Below are 26811 nucleotides of genomic sequence, written 5' to 3'. Positions count from 1 at the left end.
ATATTGTATTCGAGATAAATAAAATCTCTTATAAGTAATGTATATGCACTTATATTAAAAAAAGTAACATTAACATTAAAGAAAGCATACTTTATGTATGAGGGAGTAGTATATTTTAAGGGGTGACTCGGATTGAATAATCTATTGTTGATACTTGGAATAATAGCATTGAGTAATGGTAATATATCATTATTTGATAATAAGAATAAATCAAATAAACCAAAAGAAAATTTACGTGAAGATAAAAATTTAACTCAAGGTAAAAAAATTAAAAAAACTAAATCTACTAAATTAAAAAAAGATAAAAAAATAAAAAAGAAAATTAATGGAGAGGATAAAGAGGAAATTTTAAAATTCAATATACAGGATATAAATAAAGGAATGAAATTAATGGATTTAAGTGATGAAGATTTAGAAAGAGGCATGGAAATTATAACTAGAACGAAAAAATATATGTCTAGAGATGAGCGAAAAATACTTATAAAAGTTGAAAGTGTATTAGATTTAGTGAGAGGTATAAAAAAACTTAGTAATCTTGATTTATTAGATGAAGAAGAGGAAACTAATTTTTTTAGAAGTATGGACGATGATGATAAAAAAAATATGATGATAAAAGAAATAATGGAAGTATTTCCTGATAAGAGAAAAGAATCTTTTGAAAAAGCTATTGATATAAAGAAAAAAATAGATTTATTTGCAGAGTTATTTTTACCAGATGATTTTGGAGAAGGTGGATTTAGTTTAAGTTCATTAGCTAATATAAATAATTTAGGCAGTTTAAATAATTTAAAATTGCTAGGAAGTCTTTTAAGGGGAGACAATAATGAAAATGATAGTGAAGAATACGAATATGATGACAGTGATGAGTATGAAGAATATGAAGAAGATAGTGATGAGTATGAAGAATATGAAGATGATGATGAAAAAGATTAAAAAAGTATATATAATGCTAATAAAATTTAATATTTTACAGCTACATAGTCTAACAAAAAGGAAAAAAATAGATAAATATCATAAAAATATATTATTTACTATATAAAACCACTTTAAAAATAATTAGATTTATTATATAATAAGAATATGAAATCCTGAAGCATACGACACGGCTTATTTAAATTCAACCGACAAATGTTGTAAGGGAGACTGGAGTCTAGTAATAGATAATAAGCCTGTTTTTTAAATAGGAAATTAAAAATTGCTAGCAGGTCACCCACCTGGGAGTATCTCGGGTATGAATTTATTGGGCCACCGGTGTTTTGGGATTCAAAAAAAGTGTTGCTATTTAGCAACACTTTTTTATTTATTAAATTTAAAATCCTAGCAAACCAATATCATTTAATGTAGTGAATGTGCAAGTTAGATTATAAGAGATATCTTTTTCGTAATTAGATTGAAATAAAGCTCTGGAGAATTCTTCTTCAATACTAAATTCATCAATTTTATGTTCTGACCAACTTTTTCCTAAATTATTGGAATAACACGAAATTAGCTTTCCGTAATTTACCCACATTAAATATAAAATAGATTTGTGCTTGATAAGAGTAGGGTACATACAAGTTGATGGACCGGTTATATAAGTAGATGAATCTATATCTAAACTATTTTCATTTAAGTATCCATTTAAATATTTTACAGCATATCCATTTTCTATATTTTCACAAAAAGTTATATGGTAAAAGTTCATACTATCTTTTAATACAGATAAATATAATTTACTTTTTTTAGAATTAGTAATTTGAATAGGATCGGACCATGTTAATGTGCTGCAATTAAATCTAGAAATAAATATCTCTTCAAATCCATCTACTAAATTAAAATAAAACAATATAGGAGAATTTTGGCTCCAAAGTACAATGAAGTTATCTAAAATTACGTGATTTATAAAATCAATTTTATTTTCAGTCCATACACCATTACATCTATAATGATGAAATAAAGCAGAGGTATTTGTGGATTTACTATTATAAACATAGTAAATGATATGTATATTATCATTAATTATTTTTATATATGGAAATAATATATTAAATTTTTGATTATTATACTCTATAATTTCTCTTTTAGTAAAGTCACAAGAATCGCTCAGCATTTCAAGTAAAACTAGATTATCATCATTACAAATACCATATAAATTATTAGATTTGTCTAAAGTAAAGTAACACTTAGTAAAATCTACAAGTTGATTATCTATTATATTTTTAGAACTTATAAAATCATTATTTTTATCGAATAACTTTAAGTAAATTCCTTTGTCACTATAAATATGAAACATATTTTTATCTGAACGTCTAATAATTGTAGAACATTTATTTACAAAACTCATATACAACCTCCTTGTTAAAAGTATTCATACTATATATATATTTACAAAAAAAATATTTATTCTACTTTTTATTAAGGAATAAAATAGGAAAGTAACAAATGTTAATTAAACTGCATATTATTAATTAGGATTAAAAAAATCCAAGACATTTAAAATATTCATTTAAGGGGAGGACAAATAAAAATGCAAGATCTTAAAAAGAATAAAAGAAGAATGATAAATAATCAAGCATCAATAACAGCAAATAAATTAGAAGCACAAGAGTCTATGTTAGAAGAGGGTAATAGAGGATGTAAACATAAGCCTTCTTGTTCTGATATATGCCATGATGAAAAAAATTGCTGTAATAATAAAAATGATGAAAAATTTGAGTGTGATTGTATATGTAGTTGCACTTGTAAAAAACAACAAGAACCTGATTGCGAACCTTGCCAAATAGAATCAGATGAATGTATTAAAAACGTTTGTGGGCCAGAATGCTGCGATCCAATTACTATACCTAGATTTTCACCAGCTAATAGTGTTCCAATTGCAATAGAAACTAATAGAATATTTGATACTATGCAATTTCAAACTTTTACAGATGCAGTAGACGAAGATGGAGCACCAATTGAATTTGTATTTGATGTAATTGAAGTAAATGGAGCAATACCAATGGGAAGTCAAGTAAATGTAACTATAGATGAAATATGCTTAAATCATGACGGAATACAAATAAATCCAGGAATAATTACTTTAGAAGATTATGACTTAGAACCTGATGAACCTCAAATGGGAAAACCATGTGAAACTAAATTTGAATATTCTGTATGTGGTCAAAGAAATGCTACATGTTGTAGTCAAGGTAAAAATAGGAATTTAGGATATAAACAAAGAGGATTAACTGCAACTGTTTCTAATTTAGTATTAGAACTAAGAGGAAGATGTGGATGTACAAAATTTGTAGCATTAGCGTTCCCTGCTCTAAATGGAATAGGAGGAGCAAGACATAGATGCGATAAAATCCAATTTAGATTTAACACATTATCAGCTCCTATATGTGTGCCAGCAGATGGAAGATCATTTATTTTAAGACAAAACTTCAAAACTAGTTTAACAGTAGATTGTATAGAAAAAGCATTGTTATGTTGTGAATGTTGTGAAGGAGAAAGATATTGTGAACTAGATATACCAAATGGAATAGATTTAATACTTTGCTTGCAAGAAACAGTTAGTACTTTAATAAATGATCAATTAGTTGTTTTAGGATCTCCAAATTCACTAAATCCAAGAATAGTTGATTCATTTACTCAAGTATGTAATTTTAGTAAATGTGGTGTAGAAAATAATAATAATAATAAAGGAAAAGGCTGTGGATGTAATAGATAGATAAAGTAAAAAAGGCTATCAGAGCTAAAATTTGGCTTTGATAGCCCTTAATTTATATTTTATATATTAAACTATAGCAATATTCAAATAAATCATCCTTGATATTAAAAAAGATATCACTATTAGAGCTTCTAAGTAGAGTGTTAGGGACCACCCATGTTCTGGACAAGGTATTAAAAACCATAATATTATTTTTATAACCTCTACTAGAATTTGGATTAGACTTATATTCTAATACTATATTAGATAATTCATCTATATTTAATTTATAAATAGATTCTTTATCTTTTACAATGTTATTTATGTGATATTTAAAAACCTTGTAGTTAGAGGGAGAAAAATTAAAATGAGAAACTCTAAACAAGTTTTCTGATATAGGTGACTTATCAATAATAAATAAATTTAAAAAATTATTTATAATATAAAGTCTCATATTTTTTATGTTTTTTATATTACTAAAAACACTACAGATTATTTTTTTTTTCCAATGAGAATGCTCATTAGTCAAATGTATAAGCTTACCATGTATATCTATAAAGCAAATATGAATTCTTCTAGAATCATCAATATTAGCACAATAAGTATGTACGTTATTGGCTAATTTTTCAGTATGTTCATTTATATTTTTTATATACAAGTTATTTCTATTAGTATAAACGTAAAATGGTTTTATATCTGGTATACTTGAATGCATTTTAACCTCCTATAATTTAAATTTTTTAATAGTATTAACTAGAACAAAAGTATGTAATAAGCAAGTAAATGCAGATACTATTGTCAGTACGTATATGTAAGCATATATATTAATATAAGGAATAGGAAGCAAAACATATAGAGCAATTAATTGAATTACCATACCAATAATTGTATTCACGCTAGATGCGAACTCTTTTCGAATTGCATGTAGTATTCCTGATAAAGTTTGATTTAGTGATAGAAATAATGGTGCCAAGAAAATTGATTTTAAATAAGTACCAGCTAATTTGTTATGAAATACTAATATACACAATTTATTCCCAAAGAAATAAAAAAATACTGACGATAGTAAACCTACACTTATAGTAAGTAATAAAGCATATTTTATTTTTTTTAAAACAACTTTATATTTATTTAAAGCCATCTCTTGAGATATACTAGGTATCAAATTTACGACTAAAGCAGATCCAACAGTAAAAGGTATATACACAAAAGGCATTACCATACCACTAATAACACCATACATACTTAAAGATTTCGAATATGATATCCCAGATAAAACTAGTCTGGAAGGAACCATCATAGAACTTATAGATTGTAAAAATACATTGGACATACGGTTACAAGTTATAGGCAATGACATTTTTAAAGTTTCAACAGAAGCATTAAAAAAATCTTTAGTTCGAATAGTATATTTATTTTCTAAACTAGAATCTTTGTACAAATAAAATGTCATAAACAAAATATTTATAGTCTCTCCAATTGAGATACCTAATAATGCAATATAGCAACTCATAACTTTGTTATTTAGATAAAAAACAAATAATATAACAAAAATAATTTTAGATACTTGTTCTAAAATTTGACCTATAGCAGGAACAGTAACTTTTTTTATACCATAGTAATAGCCTCTTAGAACATTTGATATAGTTATAACTACCATTGCTGGACATATAGCTAGAATAAATAAATTAAAATTTGAATCATGAAGTAATTTTAATGATAAATAACTACTATTAAAAGATACTCCAAAAGATATAGCTAAAGAAATTATAAAAGCAACATAAAGAGTAGATATAAACAATACATTAGTTGAATGTTTGTCGTTTAAAGCTTTTCTTTTAGCAACTAAGCAACTAAGGGCAGTAGGTATACCTGTAGTAGTAAGAGCTAAACATATCATTAAGAAATTAAATATCATATGATACATACCTAGATAAGTATCGCCCAGGATACGAGATAAGAATATTTTATATAAAAATCCAAGAACTCTTACTATAAAATTAGATATAAATAATATTAATGTTGATAGAACTAAATTAGGTACCCTCAATAAAATCACCCCCCTTAGGTTAATATATTCGTAAGGAGGGGAAAAAATAATTACAATTTTATAAATTCTGGGTTCATTTTATTAAATGTAGATATATACTTAAACCCAAGATTTTTTAATAGTGGGTATATATAATCAAATTGGTATGCAATTTGAGATGGATTATGAGAATCAGAACCTGTAGTTATTATCTCTCCACCAAGATTTTTATACATTTCTAGAATATATTTTGAAGGAGTTAAATCAGGTAAATTATATCTAAAACATGATGTATTTATTTCAATACCTTTACCATCAGAAATAACTTGTTTTAATATAGACTCAATTATATCATAAAATAAAGAATCATCTAATAGCTTATCAAAGTCACCATATCTTTTAATTAAATCTAAATGACCTAGAACACAATAATCTTTAAATGTTTTTACAACTGTGTATAGTTCTTCATAATATCGCTGATATGATTCTAGTTGAGTCTTACCCTCGAAAAATTTATTAAAGTATAGTTCAAGTTTGTCAATTGTGTGTATAGAGCATATAACAAAATCAAAAGGATAATCATCAACATCTTTTTTACATGTATCTACAATATGACGTTGAAGCCCTAATTCAATACCCTTTTTTATGGAAATTTTATTGTTGTATTTATTTTTTAAAAACTCTATATTTTGGAAATACTTATCGTAATTAATTTTTTCATAAATACTATCTTTAATATCATAATCAACATGATCAGTGAAACAAATTTCTTTTAATCCTAAGTCGATAGATTTTTTGACCATATCTTCCATAGTAGTTTTACTATCTCCTGAAAAGTTAGAGTGCATATGATAGTCATAAAACATAAATAAGTCCCCTTTTTATAAAAATTTTGGTATTATATATACATACTACATAATATCTAATATAAAAACAACCATCAAAAATGGGGTAAACGTAAGTGGTGATTAATATGGAAAAATATAATATTGAATTAATAAAAGAAACTAGCAAGTATATACAAATCTATAATCATATTAAAGAATTAATATTGCAGCATAAAATAAAGGATCATGAAAAATTGCCTCCAATAAGGAAGCTAGCCAATCTGATAGGCGTAAATAATTCTACTGTAGTTAAAGTTTATGAACTTTTAGAAAATGAAGGATATGTATATAAAACAGTTGGAAGTGGAACTTTTGTATCAGCTTTAAAAAAAGAAAGTATGAAAGAGTCTAGAAATAAAGAAGGTATTATACATTTTGATAGTGGAAATCCATCTACAGATATGTTTCCTATAGAGGATTTTAAAAATGCGGTTAATATGGCATTAACTCAAGATGGAAGCTCAATATTTGAATATGATGAAGGATTAGGTTCAAATAGTTTAAGAGAAAAAATAGTAGAGTATTTAAAAACTAGAAGTATAGATACTACAAAAGAAAATATTCAAGTGATATCAGGAGCACAACAAGGCATAGACATAGTTTGTAAGGGTTTAATTAATTATTCAGATGTAGTTTTTGTTGAAGAACCTACATATAATGGGGCAATAGAGGTATTTAAGAGTAGAGGTGCAAAAATTATATCAATACCTATGTTAAATGATGGGATTGATATAGGTATATTAAAATTAAAACTTGAAAAAATTAAGCCCAAATTAATATATACAATGCCTAATTTTCAAAATCCTACTGGAATTTCATATTCTACATATAAAAAACAAAAGTTGATAGAATTAGCAGAAAAATACGATTTTTATATATTAGAGGATGATTTTATTAGTGACTTTAAATTTGATTCAAAAGATAATAAGCCGTTAAAAAGTTATGATGATAAAAATAGAGTTATATATATAAAAAGTTTTTCAAAGATACTTATGCCAGGGCTTAGAATTGGTATTGTTGAAATGCCAAGTGAATTATTAACAAAAGTTTTGTGGGCAAAGTATTCATCAGATATATCAACACCAGGACTTATTCAAAAATCCATGTATTATTATATGGAATATTTTAATTGGAATAATTATTTAAATAATATAGAAAAAATATATACAGAAAAATATAACTTGGCAAAACGATTGATAAATGAAAAATTAAGTGATAAATTAAAGGTTAGAGATGCTAATGGAGGAATAAATTTTTTTTTAGAACTTCCAAGAGGGTATTTATCTCAAGACTTTACTAAATTTATATTAGAAAAAGGAGTATCTGTACTCCCGGGTACATACTTCTTTGAAAATTTAATAGATGATAGATTTTTTAGATTAAATATAGCTCAGTCAAGTATACAAGATTTAGAAAAGGGAATATCTATAATAAGTGATAATTTAGATATATTTTATGAGAAATACAAACTAAAAACAAGTATAAATAGCAATAAATTATTTTATTAAATCAGTACATATATAGTAATTATTATTAAATAAAGAAAAAATAATATAAATTAGTGTTTTTTAGGAGGACAAAATGTTTGATCAAAAGAAATTAGATAGAATAAATGAATTAGCTAAAAAGAATAAAGAAGTAGGGCTAACAGAAGAAGAAAAGCAAGAAAGAGAAATTTTAAGAAAAGAGTATTTGGCTAATTTTAGAGAACACTTTAGATCGAGATTAGATAATGTAAAGGTAGTATCACCAGAAGAATATGATGAATATATGAAAAAAAATAAAAATTAAGTTTATTAGGTTTATATTTATAAACTATGTTCAGGAGGGGTAATATGGAATTAAAACATGAATTTAAAAATGCATGGGATGTTATAAGAGAAAATAATGCTATGAAAGACGTTATGAATTATTCAGAGGATTATATGAAGTTTTTAGATAATGGAAAGACAGAAAGAACTTCAGCTAGAGAAATAATTAAGATGGCAAAAAGTAAAGGATATATATCATTAGAAGAAGCTATAAATAAGAAGTGTATAAATCCAGGGGATAAAATTTATGCATGTAATAAAGATAAAGGTGTAGCTTTATTTTCAATAGGAAAAAATGACCTAGAAAAAGGGATGAAGGTAGTTGGAGGGCATATAGATGCTCCAAGAATAGATTTAAAGCAAAATCCATTATACCAAGAAGCAAATTTGGGTCTATTTAAAACACACTATTACGGTGGTATAAAAAAATATCAATGGACATCATTACCGCTTGCTATCCATGGAACAGTTATATTAAATGATGGTAGAAAAGTAGATATTTGTGTAGGTGAAGACTATTCTGATCCAGTATTCTGTATAACAGATTTGTTACCTCATTTAGCATCAGATCAAATGCAAAAGAAACTTGCTAATGGAGTAACTGGAGAGGGATTAAATTTATTAATAGGACATATGCCTTTAGAAGGTGTAGAAAAAGAAGCAATAGTAGGAAATATATTAAAAATATTGAATGCAAAATATTTTATGATAGAAGAAGATTTTTTAAGTGCTGAAATAGAAGTAGTCCCAGCTGGTCATGCTCGTGATTTAGGATTTGATAAATCTATGATATTAGCTTATGGTCATGATGATAGGGTTTGTTCTTATGCAGCTGTTAAAGCAGTATTAGAAACTGATACACCAGAATATAGTGCGGTAGCTTTATGTGTAGATAAAGAAGAAGTTGGTTCAATAGGGAATACAGGTATGCAATCAAAATTTTTTGAAAATACAGTTGCTGAGCTTATAGCATTACAAGGTGATTATTGTGAATTAAAGTTAAAGAGAGCGATGGCAAACTCAAAAGTATTATCAGCTGATGTAGCTGCAGGGTATGATCCAAACTATCCAGATGTTTATGATAAAAGAAATTCTGCATATATGGGAAATGGAATAGTTTTATGTAAATATACTGGGTCAAGAGGTAAAGGCGGATGTAATGATGCAAATGCTGAGTTTGTTTCAGAAATCAGAAGAATATTTAATAAAGAAAGTGTAGTATGGCAAACTGCTGAACTTGGTAAAGTAGACCAAGGCGGTGGTGGAACAATAGCATATATATTAGCAAATTATGGAGCTGAAGTTATAGATTGTGGAGTAGGTGTATTAAATATGCATGGACCTCATGAAGTAGTTTCTAAAGCTGATATATATGAAATGTATAGGGGATATAAAGCATTTTTTAATATAAATTTATAGAAGTTATAAAAATAAAATTTTGTGGTTAACCTACTGCTTGGGTTGAATATAAGTATAACTTATATATCACCCCTTCGCTGGGTTATTTCACAAAATTTTTAAGCTTTTAAGATAGGCCCATGTTAAAAATAAAAAATATATATAATACTAACAAGATTTATTTACATCAAAGTATTCACATAATTTATTTAAAAACTTGTCCTCAAGAGGAGTAAAAGTTTTTTTCTTAGAGCATATAAAATAAAATTTTCTTACAAAATCAATATTTTTTATTCTGTAACAATTTAATTTATTTGTATTTATATAGTCAATTACAGAAGTATATGACACAAAGGATACTCCGATTCCTAGTTTTACCATTTCTTTAATTGATTCATTAGATTCAACATGAGCTATAATATTTAATTTGTCTATAGGAAAATCATTTTTATTAAGTGTATTTAATAATAAATTTCTAGTACCTGAACCTTCTTTTCTCATAATAAATGTAAGATTATACAATTCATTAATATCAATATAGCCATTTTCAGAATAAATTTCTAAATTATTTGGAGTAATAAGGACTAATTCGTCATTAATTAGGTCAATATATTTAATTTGATTATTGTTAAATTTAGAACCAACAAGGCCAAAGCTAATTCTTTCATTTAAAATCTCTGATATAGCATATTGAGAGTCATAGTGACTAATACTAAATTTGACATCGGGATATTGAGATGAGAAATTTTTTAAAAAATCAGGTAGTATGTAAGTCTCGGGTATTGAGCTACATGCTATATCTATAATACCTTCGATTTTACCAGAATATTCTTTAATATCATATACAGCTTTTTTACAATTATTTAATATATATATAGCATGGTTATAAAGTATTTCACCAGATTTTGTAAGAGTGATAGTTTTATTACTTCTATTAACAAGAATAGTATCTAAATCTCTTTCTAAATTTTGAATATGAGCGCTTACTGTAGGTTGAGTTAAAAAAAGTTCTTTTGCAGCTTTAGAAAAACTTTGGTGTTTTACAACGGCAACAAATACTTCGAGTTGTTTAAAGTCCATTAAAAAATCCCCCTTAAATTATCTAGATATATTATAACATAGAAGATAAAATAAAGCTTGCTGTGTATTTTTTCAACAAAAATCTAATGAGTATAATAGAGTTTTTGATTCTAAAGGGATAATATGGTATAATTTTATGAAAGTATTTATATCGAATTTTTAAATTATACAAATTTATTGTCAAAGACTATCTGGAAAATATATCATGTTACAAAAAAATTACAGGTTGTCATCAAATATGATTAAATTTAAACAAATGTTATATAATTTATTTAAGTAATTAAAAAATATTAGTTATTAAATTAGATTTTAAGTTTATTCTTATACAAGATTTAACGAAAGGAGGGTAATTTATGAAATTAAAAGAATCCTTAGTTAGTATAATTGTTTTAAGTATGTTTATTACCGGATGTAATATAGAAAATACAAAAAAAGAGGATGTCATAGCAGACAAGGCAACTCAACAAAAAACTATGACTAAAGTTCAAAATGATGTTAATGAAATAATGAATAAAGACTATAACTATGTTGTAAAAAACATGGGGGTTCCATACTGTACAACGTATTATATAAGTGCTGATAGTATAAAAAAAGATATAGATACAATAGAAAAACTTAATAAAGTGACTAATATTAGGTTAGTGTATCCAAAATATACATCAGATAATAAAATGGAAAAAAGTGCATTGTATATAGAAATTAATAAAAATAAAGTAACTGAAGTTGAAAATTATGATTTTTCAACTCGTGATATTAACAAAGAAAGTTATAACAAAAATATAGATATAATTATAGACAAGTATGACGAAAAAGAGAAAATAAATTTAAAGGATATAAAAAATATAGACTTAGAAAAGTTTAAAGATGAAGACAAAGAAAAAATAAAGAAAATAGTAGGAAATAAAAATCCTAATTTAGAAGCATATACTAAAAATAAAGATGAAGCTTATATTATGAGTTACTTATTAAAAGATGAAAATAAAAATGAAAGTAAGGTTTTAACTATATTTATATATAGAAATAAAATAAAAGAAGTTAAGATACTAGATAGAGAAAAGAGCATTAATGCAATAAAAAATTATTTATTAAAATAGTTAAATTTAAAGATTATAGTAAATTTATAAATAGATTTCTATGGTCTTTTTTAATTTTTGTATTTATGAAGGAATTTATATAGGATTAAAGAAATTATGTAATATAACGTATTTTTATGAAGTTATAGGGGGGATAAAATGATAGAGTTAGAAGAAGCCATTGAAATTATAAAAGAAAACGTAAAAAAAATAAAAAGAGTAAAAACGTGTAATATTATTGATGCAATAAATAAGGTATCTGTAGAAGACGTTTATTCGCCGATAGATAGTCCACCATTTGATAGATCACCATATGATGGATATACATATAATAGTGATATAGATACTAATAAATTAAAGGTAGTCGGAACTGTTTTTGCTGGAGAGATTTTCAAAAAAAAATTAGATAAAAATGAAGCAGTTAAAATTATGACAGGAGCTAAAATTCCAAAAGAAGCAAATTGTGTTATAAAAAAAGAAGATGTAGATATAATTGATGAATATATTATTCTAAATAAAAAATTAAATAAACACGATAACTATATATTTAAGGGTGAAGATATAAACAAGGGTCAATTAATAATAAATAAAGGTTGTACAATATCAGTTGAAGATATTGGTGTATTGGCAAGCTTAGGTATACATGAAATTTTAGTTTATGATGATATAAAAGTAGGTATCCTTATTACAGGAACGGAAATACAAGATTTACATGAAATTTTAATGGATGGAAAAATTTACGATAGTAACAAATATATATTAAATTCTAAATTGAAAAAGATGGATATAAATAATGTAGTAGTTGATAAAGCATCAGATGACTTATTAGAATTAGAAGAGAAAGTAAGAAGTATTATTAAAAGAGTGGATTGTTTAATTACTACAGGAGGAGTGTCTGTTGGAGATAAGGATTTGATACCTAAAGCATTTAAAGAATTAGGGGCAAAAGAGTTGTTTTGGAGGGTTAATGTAAAGCCAGGAGGGGCATGTTATTCAGCTATATTAGAAGAAAAATTATTACTTGGATTGTCTGGAAATCCACATGCTGCTTTAATAGTATTTGATAACATATTAATTCCTGCAATAGAGTATATAACTAATAAAGAAAAAAATCATAAAATAAAAGCAATATTTAAAGGTGAATTTAATAAGAAATCTAAAAAAGATAGATTTATAAGAGCGAAACTATTTACTGAAAATGCTAAATTATACGTAAAGATGACGGATAATAAAGATGCAAAAGCTAGATTATATGCAACTTTAAATAGCAATTGTATGATAAAAGTTAATAAAGGAACTACATTAACTGATAATCAAATGGTAGAAGTAGTTACATTTTAATAATTATAGGTTTAATAGAGAGGATTAGAAATGTATAATATATTATCAATAACATCATATTCAGGAGTAGGTAAAACAACTTTAATAGAATTTATAGTAAGAGAATTATCTAAAAGAGGATACAAAGTTGGAACTATAAAACATACATGCCATGATTTTGATATAGATAAGGAAGGTAAAGATACTTATAAACATAGAGAAGCTGGTGCAAGTAAAGTATCTGTAATTTCTAAAAATAGATTTTCTTATATAGAAGAGGTAAACCAAGAGAAGAATTTAAAAGATGTAATTGCTTTATACAAAAATATGGATTTAATTATAATAGAAGGTTATAAAAAGTATAGATTTAAAAAATTAGAAATAACAAGAAAGAATAAATATATTGATCTTATATCTAATATTAATGATTTAATAGGTATAGTAAGTGATATAACTTATGATTTAGATATAATGCAATTTAAATTAGATGATTATAATAAAATAGCTGATTATTTAGAAGAATGTATTATTAAAAATTATATTCAGGTAAGTGAAAATGATCTTGATTATATTATTAATTAAAATAAGCTGTCCTAAGATTTTTATGTTAGGGCAGTTTATTTTAATTAAAATTATAAATTTATTATAGTCTTTAATTTGTGTTATACTGATTTGAAGATAAAAGAAGGGAGAATATATAAATGTTGAAAGAGTTTGTTAAATATTATAAACCTTATAAAAAGTTGTTTATATTAGATTTATTAGCGGCGTTTTTATTTGCATTATGTAATTTAGTTTATCCTATGATAACTAGAAATATAATGGATGATGTTGTGCCAAATAAAGATTTAAAAATGTTGTTGTTATTTACAATAGTACTTATAGGTATTTTTATATTTAAGGCAGGATTAAATTATTTTATGCAGTATTGGGGGCATGTTGTAGGTGTAAGAATGCAAGCTGACATGAGGGGCTATGTATTTACACATTTGCAAAAACTACCAAATACTTATTTTGATAATAATAAGACGGGTATAACTATGTCTAGGATAATAAATGATTTAATGGAAATATCAGAATTAGCTCATCATGGTCCTGAAGACTTATTTATTTCTATAATTATGCTAGTTGGATCATTTTTTATACTTTTAGATATAAATGTAATTCTTACAATATTAATATTTGTAGTTTTACCTTTTGTAGTATGGTTTGCAGTGGCTCAGAGAAAAAAGATGAATAAGGCATTTATGGAAACTAGAGTTAAAACTGGTGATGTTAATGCGACTTTAGAAAATAGTATAGCAGGGATGAAGGTAACAAAATCTTTTTGTACAGAAAATGAAGAACTAAAAAAGTTTATTGAAAGTAATGACGTATTTAAAAAAGCTAGAGAAAGTGCATATAAAGTTATGGCAGAGTATTTTTCTGGTATGAATTTATTTATGGATATTTTAGAACTAATAGCACTTGTTGCTGGAGGTTATTTTACTTATCTTGGTAAAATAACTATTGGGGATTTTGCAGCATATATATTATACGTAAAGATGTTTATAGAGCCAATAAAAAAACTTATAAACTTTACCGAACAATATCAAAGTGGGATGACTGGTTTTGAAAGATTTACAGAAATAATAAATGAAGAAACTGAAAAAGAAATTGAAAATCCTGTTGAATTGAAAGACGTTAAAGGAAGAATAGAAATAGAAAATATATCGTTTACGTATGAAGATGAAACTAGGGTTCTAGATGGTTTAAGTTTATCGATACAATCTGGTAAGACAGTAGCATTAGTAGGTCCATCTGGAGGAGGAAAAACTACTCTATGTAACTTGATACCTAGATTTTATGAATTTGAAAAAGGTGATATAAAAATTGATGGCAAAAGTATAAGAGATATAAGTTTGAAATCTTTAAGGAAAAATATAGGTGTAGTTCAACAAGATGTATTTTTATTTACAGGAACTATTAAGGATAATATACTTTGCGGTAAACCACAAGCAACTGATGATGAAGTAATAAGTGCAGCCAAGAAGGCTAGGATACATGATTTTATAAAAGCTTTACCAGATGGATATGATACATATATAGGAGAAAGAGGTGTTAAATTATCTGGAGGACAAAAGCAGAGAATTTCGATATCAAGAATCTTTTTAAAAAATCCTCCAATAATAATTTTAGATGAAGCAACTTCAGCACTTGATAATGTAACTGAAAGAGAGATACAAGAATCTTTAGAAGAATTGAGCAAAGATAGAACAAGCTTAGTTGTAGCACATAGATTGTCTACTATAAAAAATGCAGATGAAATAATAGTTTTAACCGAAAATGGAGTTGAAGAAAGAGGAACTCATGATGAGTTAATAACTAAGAAAGGTGTTTATAGCACTCTTCATAGTAAATAGAAATTGCAAATATAGATAAAATTAAGAATATTAGAAATTAGTTTTGGACAAATTAACATTAATATAATCAATAGTGTTACAGGAGGCATTCTAATGGATAATAATAAAAATAGACTTAAAGACAGACCAAAATCAAAAGCTGAAATGAGAAAAATGTATTATGAACATGGCTCTGAATTAGGAGTGGAAGATGGTCAAAAAATAGGAGCAAAGGATAGCGGGACTAACAAAACTAAAACTGAAAAATTATATCATAAAGTTAAGAAAAAAGATTAAAATATAATAGTTTATGTAAATTATAAACCCTGTAATAATTGAATTTTAAAATTCAATTATTACAGGGTTATTTTATAGGTAAGAAAATAAATATATAGCACATAATTTTCTAGTGTTATATAATTATTTAGGAAAAATAAAATTCAGAAAGGTTGACCATTATGATAGTAGAAATATTAATAGGAGTGGCTATATTTTTAGTTGGTTATATTTTTTATAAATATGAGACAGATACTATAGAAACTGTAGAATATATAATAGAAACAGAAAAAATACCAAAAGAATTTGATGGTTTTACTATAGTTCAGATAGGTGATTTACATAATAAATCTTTTGGAAAAGATAATAAAAGGTTACTTGAAAAGATTGATAATATAAATCCAGATGCTGTATTTATAACAGGGGACTTAGTTGAAGGAGAAAGTAAAAATTTTGAAGTAGCATTAAATTTAATAGATGATTTAACTAAAAAATATGAAATATATCATATAATAGGTAACCATGAGCAAAAATCTTTAATTAAAAAATATAAAAATTTATATAAAAGCTATTTTGAAGATTTAAAGAAGAAAAATATAAATAACCTTAATAATGAGGTAGTAAAAATACAAAAAGGGAATAGTTTTATAAATGTATATGGATTAATTATTCCATTAGAAAATTATAAATATTTATTTAATAAAAATAAAAATATTAACTTAGAAAATGATTTTATACAAAATAGATTAGGAAATATAAATAAAAATAATTTTAATTTACTTTTAGCTCATACACCATTTTATTTTGAGGAATATGCAAAATGGGGGGCAGATTTAACTTTAGCAGGTCATGTTCATGGAGGTATAATAAGAATTCCTTTTTTAGGAGGATTACTTTCACCAAATAGGGAGTTTTTTCCTAAATACGATTTAGGAAGATATGATATAAAAAACTCAACGATGCTATTAACTAAAGGTTTAGGAGGTTCTAAAGTTTTAATTAGATTAAATTGTAGACCAGAGATAGTTAAAATAATACTTAAATCAAAATAAATTTCAAAATATTTAGTTTTTCGATAAATTTCATGTTTTTGCGCATTTTAAATAAATGAATTTTAAAATTTATATTAACTAATGGTGAAAATAGTGTTAATATAAAATATGTTATTGTTAGTGATACATATAAATCAATAAGTTAAATTTCAAACAATCTTGAGGTTGAGATTGTAGTTTATCATGCGTTTTTATTTTAAAAGGAGAATTTGTTATGCTTAAGATTGCTTTATGTGAGGATGAAGACATTCAAAGATTGAGGATGAAAGATTATTTACGAAAAATATTAGATGAGAAAAATATTAAAAATCAAATATTTGAATATAAATCTGGGATTGAGTTGATATCAAATTACCCTAAAAATATAGATATTTTATTGCTAGATGTACAAATGCCAGGATTAGATGGTATGGAAACAGCTAGAAAAATAAGGGGATTTGATAATAAAGTAGAAATAATTTTTATTACAGGAGTAATTGACTATATACAAGATGGGTATGAAGTAAGAGCTTATAGATACTTATTAAAGCCTATAAAGTTTGATGAATTAAAGAAACATATAATATCATGTATAGAGTTAATAGAAAATTATAAAGATAAATATATTTTAATAAAAGAAAAAGGAAACATATACAAAATATTTATAGAAGATATATTATATTTAGAAGTAAATAGAAAAGATATGAAAATATATACAAAAGATAAGGTGTATGAGTTTGTTATGAGTATGAAATTAGCTGAAGAGGAATTAGGAAAATATAAATTTTTTAGATGTCATAAAAGTTTTTTAGTTAATCTAAAGAAGGTAGAGTATATTGAAAAAAATGTACTTATAATACAAAAATATAAAATTCCTATAAGTAAATATCGACTTCGAGAAGTTAAGCTAGAATTATTAAATGTATTAGGGGAGAAAATATGATACAAGGAAACTTATTTTGGGAAATTTTAAATGCAAGTGTATCGATTTTAGAGTATATTCTAATGAAATTAATTTTTGATGATGAGAGTGAAAAAAAGTTAAGTAATAAAAAGATATACTTTAATTTTATAATAAGTTTGTGTATTAGTATTAGTTTTTTGCTATTTGATATCCAACATAACATTAGACTTTTTTTAAATATAATAAACTTAATTATTTTTTATAAATTAAATTATAATGAAAAATTATCTAAGGGCATATTAATAGTACTTATATATATAATGACTCTAATGGGTGCAGAAGTTCTTAGTATGTCTATACTTATAAAAGTAAATGACTTACCAAATGCAGGACTGCTTTTACATAATACAAAATATAGATTAGAGGGTATGATATTATCAAAGTCGTTATTAATAGTATTAATATTAATTTATAAGTACAGAAATCTAAAAATTAATATTTCTAAAAAAGAAATCCTATACATGAGCATACCTGTTATAGCAAATGTGTTTAGTATATCATTAGTATGTAATTATTTTTTGAAATTAAATACGGGTAATTTTAAAGAAAGTCCGTTTATTTTATTAATGCCAATAATCTTGTTTGGATCAAATGTATCAATTATATTTATATTATCTAAAATTATAAAAGATAGAGAGGCAATAAATGAAAGTAAATGTATCAGAGAAAAAATGGATATCCAGTATAAACATTATAAAAGTTTGAAAGAGAGTAATATTAGGATAAGACAACTTTATCACGATATGAAGAATCATATGATGTGCATAGAAGAGATGTGTAATAGTAAAAATGCAAAAGAATATATAAAAGATATAAATAAAGAATTAAATGAACATAAAAATTCATTTAATACAGGAAATATGATATTAGATATAATACTTAGCGAAAAAGAACAAATATGTAAAGATAAGAATATAGATTTTATAGCTGATATAAATTTTAAAATGTGTCATTTTGTAGATATGATGGATACATGTAGTATATTTTCTAATATAATAGATAATGCTATAGAAGCTTGCGAAAAAATAAACACATTAGATATACATAGGCAAATCAATATAAGAGGAACTTACTTAAATCAAATTTTCATATTAAAGGCAGAAAATTCTAAAGAAAACAATATAATAAAAAAAGAAAATAAAATACTAACTAGTAAAAATAATAAATTTTATCATGGAATGGGAATTTCTAGTATTGAAAGAATTATTAAAAAATATAATGGGGAAATAAACATAGAGTATACTAATTATAATTTTATGTTAAAATTAATGATTCCTATAAAATGTAATATAAAATAAGCCAGTTATACCATTATAATAGCTACTTATGCAGATTTATTGAAATATAACTGAAGGTATGTTATGTTTAATTTAGTAGATTTAAAACATAAATTTAATCCTAAGATCACTGTAATAACAACAGTTATAATAGAGTATATAATTTAAAAACTCTATTATAAATTAAAATTTAATTTATAACACTAATATAATTTTTTAGAGTATGATAAATGCTCTTTTTTTTTGTTTTATTTTTTGTAAACTTAAACTTTATATAATCATGAAAATAGTGATAAAGAAATTATAAAATTAGTTTTCTAATCTTTTTTATTAATTTAATATAAAAGTACAATAATCTATCTGATTAATGTATACTTATTAGATAACCATTTAACACAATAATTTAAATTTATATGAAATAGGTAGATTGAGTGTTATTAGAGATAAATTGAGGATGTTTTATAGAATAGGGGTGCAGATATGAAAAAAAAATATGAAAAAAAATATGAAGTAACATATAGAGATGCTGATGCTAGACAAGAATGTCATTTAACTTCATATATGGATTTTATGGCAGATTGTGGAATGAGTCAAGAAAATAATCTTGGTTTTTCATTTTTTGATTTAATAGATAATAATCAAACATGGGTACTTTATGATTATAATATTAATGTATATAAATATGCAAAATATAGAGATGTATTAAAAATAGTTACATATGTGGATAGTATAAAAAAGTTTTATGCTGTAAGAAATTTTAAAGTATACAATGATAAAAATGAGCTTATAGTTGAAGGAAAAACAGTAGCATTTTTAATTGATACTATAAAAAGAAAAACGATTATGATACCACAAGAGTATTATGAAGCTTATGGAGTAGATATTAAAACAGGTGGAGTTTCTAGAACTAAGTTTAAAATAAGCAAGTTAGAAAATATAGATTATGAAAAAAATTTTAATGTTAGATACATAGATATAGATATTAACTCACATGTTGGAAATGTTAAGTATGTATCTTGGATAATGGAAACTATGCCTATAGATATAATTAAAAATTACAGAGTATCTCATCTGAAAATTAAATATGAAATAGAAATTCCATATGGATCAGATGTAAAAGCTCAGACAGAAATAAGACAAGAAGAAGAAAATTTAATAGCGATACATCAAATATTAAAAGACGGAGAAGTTGTAGCATTTTTAGAAAGTAATTGGACTAAATATAACGTGAATTTAGAGATTAATAAAAGATAATAGTGGAAAAAATCTAGCATAAATACATGCTAGATTTTTTAGCATAAAAAAATACTAATTAAAAAATTAGTATTTTTATGAGTATATAAAGTTATTATTGGTGCCGGATATGGGACTTGAACCCATACGGTATTGCTACCAACGGATTTTGAGTCCGTCGCGTCTGCCATTCCACCAATCCGGCTTATCGGTATAATTATATCAAATAAATTATAAATTTGCAATTGATTTACAAAAATAACTACAATATTTATGAAAGTAAGCTTTTATATTATCATTAAAAAATGACGACAGAATATAAAATATTCATTATAGCAGTTAAATATATCATTAGCAACACATTTAAGCTTAATATCCTATTAATATTGTGGTAATATTAAATAATAGCATATTTGTATATAATACATATATGATATAAAAATAGAGAAGTCTTAGGAGTGATAGATTTGGACAAAAGATTGATAATAATAGATGGAAATTCAATAATAAATAGAGCATTTTATGCATTACCAGAAATGAATAATAAAGAAGGATTAAAGACGAATGCTATTTATGGATTTACAACAATGCTATTCAAAATAATTGATATATATAAACCAACACATATAAGTGTAGCTTTTGATAGAAAAGCACCAACATTTAGACATCTAGAATTTAAAGAGTATAAGGCTGGTAGAAAAAAAATGCCAGATGATTTAGGAGTTCAGTTTGAACCATTAAAAGAACTTTTAGATAAATTTAATATACATAGATTGGAAATAGATGGATTTGAAGCTGATGATATAATAGGTACAGTTTCTAAAATTGCAGAAGAAAATGATTATAAAGTATATATAGTTACAGGAGATAAAGATGCTATACAACTTGCTTCTAATAAAACAACGACTTTAATAACTAAAAAGGGTGTTGGAGAAGTAGAAGAATATGATTTTAATTCTGTTATGGAAAAATATGAAATGACCCCAACTCAATTTATAGATTTAAAAGGATTAATGGGAGATAAATCTGATAATATACCAGGAGTGCCAGGTATAGGAGAAAAAACAGGTATAAAACTTATAAAAGAATTCTCGAGTATAGAAAATATAATAGAAAATATAGATAGCCTTAAAGGTAGTGTTAAGAAAAAACTTGAAGAAAATAAAGAGTTAGCTGTAATGAGTAAAAGACTAGCAACAATTATTAGAGATGTTCCTATAGAAATAAACTTAGAAGAATTAGAATATGGAGATTTTGACAAGGATGCAGTTATAGAATCTTTTAGAAATCTAGGATTTACAAGTTTATTATCAAGACTTGTTGAACTAGATGGAGGAAATATAGTTAATGAAGAAATAGAATTAAATATTAGTAAATTAGAAAACATACAAGAATTTATTAATGAATCAAAAAATCAGAAAAAGTTAATATTAAAAACTGTTAAAAAAGAAGGAAATATACTTGAAAAAAATATAATGTATATGTACATAAGTATAGATGGAAAGAACATATATTACATAAACGAAGATGAAATTTTAAAATTAGAAACTATACTTTCAAGTAATGAGGTTGAGAAAATTGGATATAATTTAAAAGATGATTATTTAGCATTAAGACCTTATGATATAAAATTAGAAAATATGAGATTTGACATAACTATAGCTGAATATTTAATAGACTCAACTTCATCAACATCTTATGAATGTAGTGATATATCTATGAAATATTTAACAAGAAAAATGAAATCTAAAGAAGAATTATTAGGTAAAGGTGTAAAAGCTAAAAAATATGAAGATTTAGAACTTGAAGAACTGTCAGAGTATATAGGTAAGGTAATAAATGTTGTGGCTACAGTTTATGAAAGAATGGAAAAAAATATTATAGAAACTAATATGGATTCTCTTTTATATGATATTGAAATGCCTTTAGTAGAAGTTCTTGGAGAAATGGAGTATGAGGGTGTAAAAGTAGATATAGAGAAATTAAATGAATTAGGTGCTCAATTTAAAGAAAAAATATTAACTTTAGAAAAAGAAATATATGAATTATCAGGAGAGCCATTTAACATAAATTCACCAAAACAATTAGGTGTAATATTATTTGAAAGATTAGAACTTCCAGTAATTAAAAAGACGAAAACTGGTTATTCAACTAATGCTGAGGTACTAGATAAGCTAAGAGATAAGCACCCGATAATAGATAAAATTACTGAGTATAGACAAATTGTAAAATTGAATTCTACGTATGTTGATGGTATGTTATCAATAATAAATCCAATAAGTAATAGAATTCATTCATCATTTAATCAAACTATAACTACAACAGGAAGGATTTCTTCAACTGAGCCAAATCTTCAAAATATACCAGTAAGATTAGAATTAGGAAGAAATATAAGAAAAGTATTTATCTCTGATGATAAATGTAAATTGGTGGATGCTGATTATTCTCAAGTGGAGCTTAGAGTTTTAGCTCATATGAGTGGTGATGAAAATATGATAGATGCATTTAAACATAATGAAGATATACATACAAAAACTGCATCTCAAGTGTTTGATGTTGAAATAGAAAATGTAACTAGTGAATTAAGGGGTGCAGCAAAGGCAGTTAACTTTGGTATTGTTTATGGAAAAAGTGATTTTGGCTTAGCGGATGATTTAAATATTTCAGTAAAACAAGCTAAAGAGTATATAGATAGTTATTTTTCTAAATATAGTAAAATAAAAGAATTTATGGATACGACTATAGAAAATGCAAGTAAAGATGGATATGTAACAACGCTAGCTAATAGAAGAAGATATATACCAGAGATAAAATCAAGTAACTTTATGGAAAGAAATAGAGGAAAAAGATTTGCGATGAATGCGCCTATACAAGGAAGTGCAGCAGATATTATAAAAATAGCAATGGTAAATGTATATAAAAAATTAGAAGAGAATGATTTAAAATCAAAACTTATACTTCAAGTTCACGATGAGTTGATAGTAGAAGCTGTAGAGGAAGAAATCGACATAGTTAAAAAGATAGTAAAAGAAGAGATGGAAAATGCAGTTAGTATGGACGTTCATTTAGATGTAGACTTGAATGTAGGTGATTCTTGGTATGAAACAAAGTAGGTGATTTTGTGTTAGTATTAGGTCTTACAGGAAATATAGGCTGTGGCAAAAGCAGCCTGTCTAATATATTTAAAAAAAATGGGATACATATAATTGATGCAGACATTATATCTAGACAAATTTTTGATGATAAGAGAGTTTTAGAGGATGTATTTAAATATTTTGGTGAAGAGATAAAAAATTCAGATAATACATTAAATAGAAAGGCTTTAGGAAGAATTGTATTTAATGATAATAATAAACTTATACAATTAAATAGTTTAACTCATCCAAGAATAAGAGCAAAAATATTAAATGAAGTAGAAAATATAAAGTTACAAGGTGAAAATATAGTATTAATAGATGCAGCTTTGTTAGTAGAAGGTGGATATTTAGAGATTTTAGACAAACTTATAGTAGTTGTTTGTGATGAAGAAGTACAAATTAACAGAATTCAGCTTAGAGATAATTGTAGTAAACAAGATGCTTTAAGCAGAATTAATTCACAGATAAGTCAAAGGGAAAAATCTAAATATGGAGATTATATAATAGATAATTCGGGGACACTAATGCAGTTACAGAAAAAAGCAGATGAATTTATAAAGTATATGAAGGAGAATTGGTGTGAATAAGAAAAAAGTGTTAATTCTATCTATTTTTATAATCTTATTTGGTACTTTATTTGTGGAAAGTAAAGCTATACAAAAATTAATGTATCCTAAAAAATATTCTATATACGTAGAAAAATATGCTAAAGAATTTAAATTAGAAGAAAACATAGTATATAGTGTAATGAAAGCTGAGAGTAAGTTCGATAAGGCTGCAGTTTCTCATAGAGGGGCTAAAGGTTTAATGCAAATAAGTGATATAACTAGAGATTGGGCAATAGAAGAGTTACAATTAAGAGAAGTGGATGTTTTTAATCCTGAGGCTAACATACAAATTGGATGTTGGTATTTAAATAAGTTGTACAAAGAATTTGGAAGGCTAGATTTAGTCATAGCAGCTTATAATGGAGGATCAGGCAATGTTAGAAAATGGCTTGAAAATCACAGCTACAGCAAAGATGGAAAAAATCTAGATAGTATTCCATTTCAAGAGACATCTTCATATGTAGAAAAAGTTAGAAATAACTATGAAAAGTATAATAAGATATATGGCAAGGAAGGAACAAACTAATGAAAAGTATGAAAGTTTTAACTATGATTCTAACTATATCTCTTATAGTGACGGGATGTAATATTAATCAAAAAACTAGTACGTCTGATCAAGTAGCTCAAAGCGCTATAAACTCAGAACTTATACATTTAACTATGGTAAAACCTAAGACTATTAATCCTATATTAAACAAGGATAAATCAGTTGGGTATGTTACAAATTTAATTTATGATGGTTTATTTACTATAGATGAAAATTATGATGTAGTACCTCAATTAGTAGAAAAGTATAATGTATCTTCAGATGGAATGAGTGTTAATCTTAAACTTAAAGATGCAAAATGGCACGATGGGACAAGTGTTACAGCTAGCGATGTAGAATATACTATAGGTTTAATACAAAAAAATTCAGATAGTCCATATAACGTATTTACTCAAAATATATCTTCAGTATCAGTAAATGGTACTAATGAAGTAAATTTAAAGTTTAAAGATGCATATGCGTTTTCAATTGATACTTTAATTTTTCCTATAGTGTGTAAAAATCAATTGAATTCATTTGCTGAAAAAGATATTACAGAGTACAAAAAAAATTTAGTGGGTAATGGACCTTACAAAATAGCAAAATATGAAGAAAGAAAAGGGATTATACTAGAAGTAAATAAGGATTACTATGATCAATTACCTGAAAATATTAAAGATATACAGGTTGGCGTAGTTCCAGATGAAGAATCTCAAGTTTCTTTAGTAATGGCTTTAGAAAGTGATTTAGCGAATGTATCACTTGATGATTTAAGTAAATTTTATGAAAAAGAATTTAATATAACTAATTATGAAGGAAGAGAATATGAGTATTTAATATTTAATTATAATAATAAATTTTTAAAAGATGTTAACTTTAGGAAAGCTATTGCACATTCCATAAATAAACAAAAGATACAAGAAGAAGGCTATATGGATAAAGCAACTTTAGTTAATTTTCCTCTTAACTCAAACTCTAAATATTATGATAAGAGCATTAAACCTTTAGAATATAATAAAGAACAAGCTAAAAAATATCTTGAAAAAGTAAATTTATCAAGTAGTGAAGAAGTAAAAAAAGTAAATAAAAATTCATCAAGTTCTAATAGTAGTTCAAATGAAAAAATAGATAATCAAAAAGAAACGATTAAAAAAATGATTTTAGATTTGAACTTAAAAATAATAGTAAATAAAAATAATAATGAGAGAATAAAATCAGCGTACATAATTTGTGAGAATTTAAAAGAAATAGGTATAAAATCAACAGTACAAGAATTAGACGATAAAGAAATGGATAAAGCACTTAGTTCTAAAGATTATGATTTAGCATGTGTAGGATGGGAATTATCCTTAATACCAGATGCAAGTCAGATAATAGAGAATAGTGGATATAATGATGAAAAACTAACTAATTATATGACATCATTGACTAAATCAACATCACAGAGTAATAAACAAGAAATCTATAAATCTATACAAAAATATGTTAGAGATAATGCAGCATTTATAAGCTTAGTGATTAAAGATGATTATATTGTGAAAAATAGAAGGTTAGATGGTAAAATTACACCAAATGATTTTGATGTATATGATGGAATAGCAAATTTAAATATAAAAAATGAATAAAAAAGTTAAAAATAAAAATAGAACTACTTAAAATGGAATTTTGAGATAGTTCTATTTTTATTTTTTTGCAACGGACCTAAAGTATAATAAAAAATTATACCTAATAACTATACTTCGGTATGGTTCTAAATATTATATTAAATGCTAGAATGATATAGGGAGTAAATTTATCAATTGATTCATATATTTCAGTATATTGAAATTAGGCATAAAATTTATATTATAAAATTAGGGGGTATAAATAAGAATGATTAAGAATAAAATGGCTAAATTAGTAGGAAGTGCTATGGCATCAGCTTTAATGTTTAGTACGGTAGTTCCAACAAATATATATGCAAATGAAAATGAATCTAAATCAGAAGTTAGTCAAAAACAAGAGTATAATCAAGAATTAGTATATGCAATAGAAGAAATGAGAATAGCTATAGACTTATTAGATAATGCAGATTTAACAGATGTTAATAACTATGATAGAATGATGGCAT

Annotated in this window: 23 protein-coding genes, 1 tRNA gene, 1 other RNA gene and 1 pseudogene; 20 read left to right on the top strand and 6 right to left on the bottom strand. The window is 25.1% G+C overall.

Annotation, left to right across the window (positions count from 1 at the left end; genetic code table 11):
- Positions 1 to 132: 132 nt before the first annotated feature.
- Positions 133 to 930 (top strand): annotated as a pseudogene (locus CHF27_RS08450) (hypothetical protein); the annotation flags it as partial.
- A 152-nt stretch (positions 931 to 1082) separates the two neighbouring features.
- Positions 1083 to 1267, top strand: a non-coding RNA gene (ssrS, locus tag CHF27_RS08445) — 6S RNA.
- Positions 1268 to 1309: 42 nt separating this feature from the next.
- Here the strand turns inward: ssrS and CHF27_RS08440 are convergent.
- Positions 1310 to 2323 (bottom strand): hypothetical protein, encoded by a 1014-nt coding sequence (locus CHF27_RS08440; protein ID WP_095406624.1) that lies wholly within the window; start codon positions 2321 to 2323, stop codon positions 1310 to 1312.
- 183 nt (positions 2324 to 2506) lie between these two features.
- Between CHF27_RS08440 and CHF27_RS08435 the strand changes: the two genes are divergently transcribed.
- On the top strand, positions 2507 to 3691 hold the full coding sequence (locus CHF27_RS08435) for an exosporium morphogenetic protein CdeC (protein ID WP_095406625.1): 1185 nt from the start codon (positions 2507 to 2509) through the stop codon (positions 3689 to 3691).
- Between the two features lie 52 nt (positions 3692 to 3743).
- On the opposite strand, the gene CHF27_RS08430 is transcribed toward CHF27_RS08435, so the two are convergent.
- From CHF27_RS08430 to CHF27_RS08420, 3 genes are read right to left on the bottom strand one after another with little or no spacing between them, the layout of a single operon-like run.
- The gene (locus CHF27_RS08430) at positions 3744 to 4385 is read right to left on the bottom strand and encodes a hypothetical protein (protein WP_095406626.1); all 642 of its coding nucleotides are present in this window, start codon (positions 4383 to 4385) and stop codon (positions 3744 to 3746) included.
- A gap of 9 nt (positions 4386 to 4394) precedes the next feature.
- Positions 4395 to 5720, bottom strand: a complete 1326-nt coding sequence (locus CHF27_RS08425; RefSeq protein WP_199533646.1) for a polysaccharide biosynthesis protein — start codon at positions 5718 to 5720, stop codon at positions 4395 to 4397.
- 50 nt (positions 5721 to 5770) lie between these two features.
- Positions 5771 to 6565 (bottom strand): histidinol-phosphatase HisJ family protein, encoded by a 795-nt coding sequence (locus tag CHF27_RS08420; RefSeq protein ID WP_095406628.1) that lies wholly within the window; start codon positions 6563 to 6565, stop codon positions 5771 to 5773.
- A 107-nt stretch (positions 6566 to 6672) separates the two neighbouring features.
- On the opposite strand from CHF27_RS08420, the gene pdxR reads away from it, so the two are divergent.
- The 3 genes from pdxR (at position 6673) to CHF27_RS08405 (ending at position 9816) form a co-directional block, all read left to right on the top strand.
- Entirely contained in the window at positions 6673 to 8094 is a 1422-nt protein-coding gene (pdxR, locus tag CHF27_RS08415; RefSeq protein ID WP_199533645.1) for a MocR-like pyridoxine biosynthesis transcription factor PdxR, read from the top strand.
- A gap of 73 nt (positions 8095 to 8167) precedes the next feature.
- Positions 8168 to 8377, top strand: coding sequence for a DUF896 domain-containing protein (locus CHF27_RS08410; protein ID WP_095406629.1), 210 nt, complete (start codon positions 8168 to 8170; stop codon positions 8375 to 8377).
- Between the two features lie 44 nt (positions 8378 to 8421).
- Positions 8422 to 9816, top strand: coding sequence for an aminopeptidase (locus CHF27_RS08405; RefSeq protein WP_095406630.1), 1395 nt, complete (start codon positions 8422 to 8424; stop codon positions 9814 to 9816).
- A 147-nt stretch (positions 9817 to 9963) separates the two neighbouring features.
- Here CHF27_RS08405 and CHF27_RS08400 read toward each other — a convergent pair whose 3' ends face one another.
- Positions 9964 to 10875, bottom strand: coding sequence for a selenium metabolism-associated LysR family transcriptional regulator (locus tag CHF27_RS08400; RefSeq protein WP_095406631.1), 912 nt, complete (start codon positions 10873 to 10875; stop codon positions 9964 to 9966).
- 353 nt (positions 10876 to 11228) lie between these two features.
- Between CHF27_RS08400 and CHF27_RS08395 the strand changes: the two genes are divergently transcribed.
- From CHF27_RS08395 to CHF27_RS08355, 9 genes are all read left to right on the top strand, one after another.
- Complete coding sequence (locus CHF27_RS08395) at positions 11229 to 11969, top strand: hypothetical protein (RefSeq protein WP_095406632.1); 741 nt, start codon at positions 11229 to 11231, stop codon at positions 11967 to 11969.
- A 138-nt stretch (positions 11970 to 12107) separates the two neighbouring features.
- On the top strand, positions 12108 to 13289 hold the full coding sequence (locus CHF27_RS08390) for a molybdopterin molybdotransferase MoeA (protein WP_095406633.1): 1182 nt from the start codon (positions 12108 to 12110) through the stop codon (positions 13287 to 13289).
- Between the two features lie 30 nt (positions 13290 to 13319).
- A complete protein-coding gene (mobB, locus tag CHF27_RS08385) occupies positions 13320 to 13850 on the top strand; it encodes a molybdopterin-guanine dinucleotide biosynthesis protein B (protein WP_095406634.1) in 531 nt (176 codons plus the stop codon).
- Between the two features lie 119 nt (positions 13851 to 13969).
- On the top strand, positions 13970 to 15670 hold the full coding sequence (locus CHF27_RS08380) for an ABC transporter ATP-binding protein (RefSeq protein ID WP_095406635.1): 1701 nt from the start codon (positions 13970 to 13972) through the stop codon (positions 15668 to 15670).
- Positions 15671 to 15763: 93 nt separating this feature from the next.
- Positions 15764 to 15946: a hypothetical protein gene (locus CHF27_RS08375; RefSeq protein ID WP_095406636.1), complete on the top strand. Its 183-nt coding sequence runs from the start codon at positions 15764 to 15766 to the stop codon at positions 15944 to 15946.
- A gap of 161 nt (positions 15947 to 16107) precedes the next feature.
- Entirely contained in the window at positions 16108 to 16977 is an 870-nt protein-coding gene (locus tag CHF27_RS08370) for a metallophosphoesterase (RefSeq protein ID WP_095406637.1), read from the top strand.
- 214 nt (positions 16978 to 17191) lie between these two features.
- Positions 17192 to 17899 (top strand): LytR/AlgR family response regulator transcription factor, encoded by a 708-nt coding sequence (locus CHF27_RS08365; RefSeq protein WP_095406638.1) that lies wholly within the window; start codon positions 17192 to 17194, stop codon positions 17897 to 17899.
- The gene (locus tag CHF27_RS08360) at positions 17896 to 19218 is read left to right on the top strand and encodes an ATP-binding protein (RefSeq protein ID WP_095406639.1); all 1323 of its coding nucleotides are present in this window, start codon (positions 17896 to 17898) and stop codon (positions 19216 to 19218) included. The genes CHF27_RS08365 and CHF27_RS08360 overlap by 4 nt, the downstream gene beginning before the upstream one ends.
- A gap of 459 nt (positions 19219 to 19677) precedes the next feature.
- Positions 19678 to 20451, top strand: a complete 774-nt coding sequence (locus tag CHF27_RS08355) for an acyl-[acyl-carrier-protein] thioesterase (RefSeq protein WP_095406640.1) — start codon at positions 19678 to 19680, stop codon at positions 20449 to 20451.
- Positions 20452 to 20549: 98 nt separating this feature from the next.
- Here the strand turns inward: CHF27_RS08355 and CHF27_RS08350 are convergent.
- A tRNA-Leu gene (locus tag CHF27_RS08350) sits at positions 20550 to 20635 on the bottom strand.
- A 262-nt stretch (positions 20636 to 20897) separates the two neighbouring features.
- On the opposite strand from CHF27_RS08350, the gene polA reads away from it, so the two are divergent.
- The 5 genes from polA to CHF27_RS08325 all read left to right on the top strand — a co-directional run.
- Positions 20898 to 23543, top strand: a complete 2646-nt coding sequence (gene polA / locus CHF27_RS08345) for a DNA polymerase I (RefSeq protein WP_095406641.1) — start codon at positions 20898 to 20900, stop codon at positions 23541 to 23543.
- A gap of 8 nt (positions 23544 to 23551) precedes the next feature.
- On the top strand, positions 23552 to 24154 hold the full coding sequence (gene coaE, locus CHF27_RS08340) for a dephospho-CoA kinase (RefSeq protein WP_095406642.1): 603 nt from the start codon (positions 23552 to 23554) through the stop codon (positions 24152 to 24154).
- The gene (locus CHF27_RS08335; protein ID WP_095406643.1) at positions 24147 to 24701 is read left to right on the top strand and encodes a lytic transglycosylase domain-containing protein; all 555 of its coding nucleotides are present in this window, start codon (positions 24147 to 24149) and stop codon (positions 24699 to 24701) included. The genes coaE and CHF27_RS08335 overlap by 8 nt, the downstream gene beginning before the upstream one ends.
- On the top strand, positions 24701 to 26326 hold the full coding sequence (locus tag CHF27_RS08330; protein ID WP_095406644.1) for an ABC transporter substrate-binding protein: 1626 nt from the start codon (positions 24701 to 24703) through the stop codon (positions 26324 to 26326). The genes CHF27_RS08335 and CHF27_RS08330 overlap by 1 nt, the downstream gene beginning before the upstream one ends.
- Before the next feature lie 247 nt (positions 26327 to 26573).
- Positions 26574 to 26811 (top strand): hypothetical protein (locus CHF27_RS08325; protein WP_147294078.1); only part of this gene is annotated, 238 nt, incomplete at its 3' end.

The sequence above is a fragment of the Romboutsia maritimum genome (genome assembly GCF_002251085.2).
Lineage (GTDB): Bacteria > Bacillota > Clostridia > Peptostreptococcales > Peptostreptococcaceae > Romboutsia_B > Romboutsia_B maritimum.
The sequence above is the reverse complement of the archived record's forward strand: the minus strand, read 5'-3'. Positions and strand labels throughout refer to the sequence as shown.

What these genes read in the sequence shown, in the direction of transcription:
- CHF27_RS08440 (WP_095406624.1), bottom strand. Translation starts at nt 2,323, where the DNA reads ATGAGTTTTGTAAATAAATGTTCTACAATTATTAGACGTTCAGATAAA.
- CHF27_RS08435 (WP_095406625.1), top strand. Translation starts at nt 2,507, where the DNA reads ATGCAAGATCTTAAAAAGAATAAAAGAAGAATGATAAATAATCAAGCA.
- CHF27_RS08430 (WP_095406626.1), bottom strand. Translation starts at nt 4,385, where the DNA reads ATGCATTCAAGTATACCAGATATAAAACCATTTTACGTTTATACTAAT.
- CHF27_RS08420 (WP_095406628.1), bottom strand. Translation starts at nt 6,565, where the DNA reads ATGTTTTATGACTATCATATGCACTCTAACTTTTCAGGAGATAGTAAA.
- pdxR (WP_199533645.1), top strand. Translation starts at nt 6,673, where the DNA reads ATGGAAAAATATAATATTGAATTAATAAAAGAAACTAGCAAGTATATA.
- CHF27_RS08410 (WP_095406629.1), top strand. Translation starts at nt 8,168, where the DNA reads ATGTTTGATCAAAAGAAATTAGATAGAATAAATGAATTAGCTAAAAAG.
- CHF27_RS08405 (WP_095406630.1), top strand. Translation starts at nt 8,422, where the DNA reads ATGGAATTAAAACATGAATTTAAAAATGCATGGGATGTTATAAGAGAA.
- CHF27_RS08400 (WP_095406631.1), bottom strand. Translation starts at nt 10,875, where the DNA reads ATGGACTTTAAACAACTCGAAGTATTTGTTGCCGTTGTAAAACACCAA.
- CHF27_RS08395 (WP_095406632.1), top strand. Translation starts at nt 11,229, where the DNA reads ATGAAATTAAAAGAATCCTTAGTTAGTATAATTGTTTTAAGTATGTTT.
- CHF27_RS08390 (WP_095406633.1), top strand. Translation starts at nt 12,108, where the DNA reads ATGATAGAGTTAGAAGAAGCCATTGAAATTATAAAAGAAAACGTAAAA.
- mobB (WP_095406634.1), top strand. Translation starts at nt 13,320, where the DNA reads ATGTATAATATATTATCAATAACATCATATTCAGGAGTAGGTAAAACA.
- CHF27_RS08380 (WP_095406635.1), top strand. Translation starts at nt 13,970, where the DNA reads ATGTTGAAAGAGTTTGTTAAATATTATAAACCTTATAAAAAGTTGTTT.
- CHF27_RS08375 (WP_095406636.1), top strand. Translation starts at nt 15,764, where the DNA reads ATGGATAATAATAAAAATAGACTTAAAGACAGACCAAAATCAAAAGCT.
- CHF27_RS08370 (WP_095406637.1), top strand. Translation starts at nt 16,108, where the DNA reads ATGATAGTAGAAATATTAATAGGAGTGGCTATATTTTTAGTTGGTTAT.
- CHF27_RS08365 (WP_095406638.1), top strand. Translation starts at nt 17,192, where the DNA reads ATGCTTAAGATTGCTTTATGTGAGGATGAAGACATTCAAAGATTGAGG.
- CHF27_RS08360 (WP_095406639.1), top strand. Translation starts at nt 17,896, where the DNA reads ATGATACAAGGAAACTTATTTTGGGAAATTTTAAATGCAAGTGTATCG.
- CHF27_RS08355 (WP_095406640.1), top strand. Translation starts at nt 19,678, where the DNA reads ATGAAAAAAAAATATGAAAAAAAATATGAAGTAACATATAGAGATGCT.
- CHF27_RS08330 (WP_095406644.1), top strand. Translation starts at nt 24,701, where the DNA reads ATGAAAAGTATGAAAGTTTTAACTATGATTCTAACTATATCTCTTATA.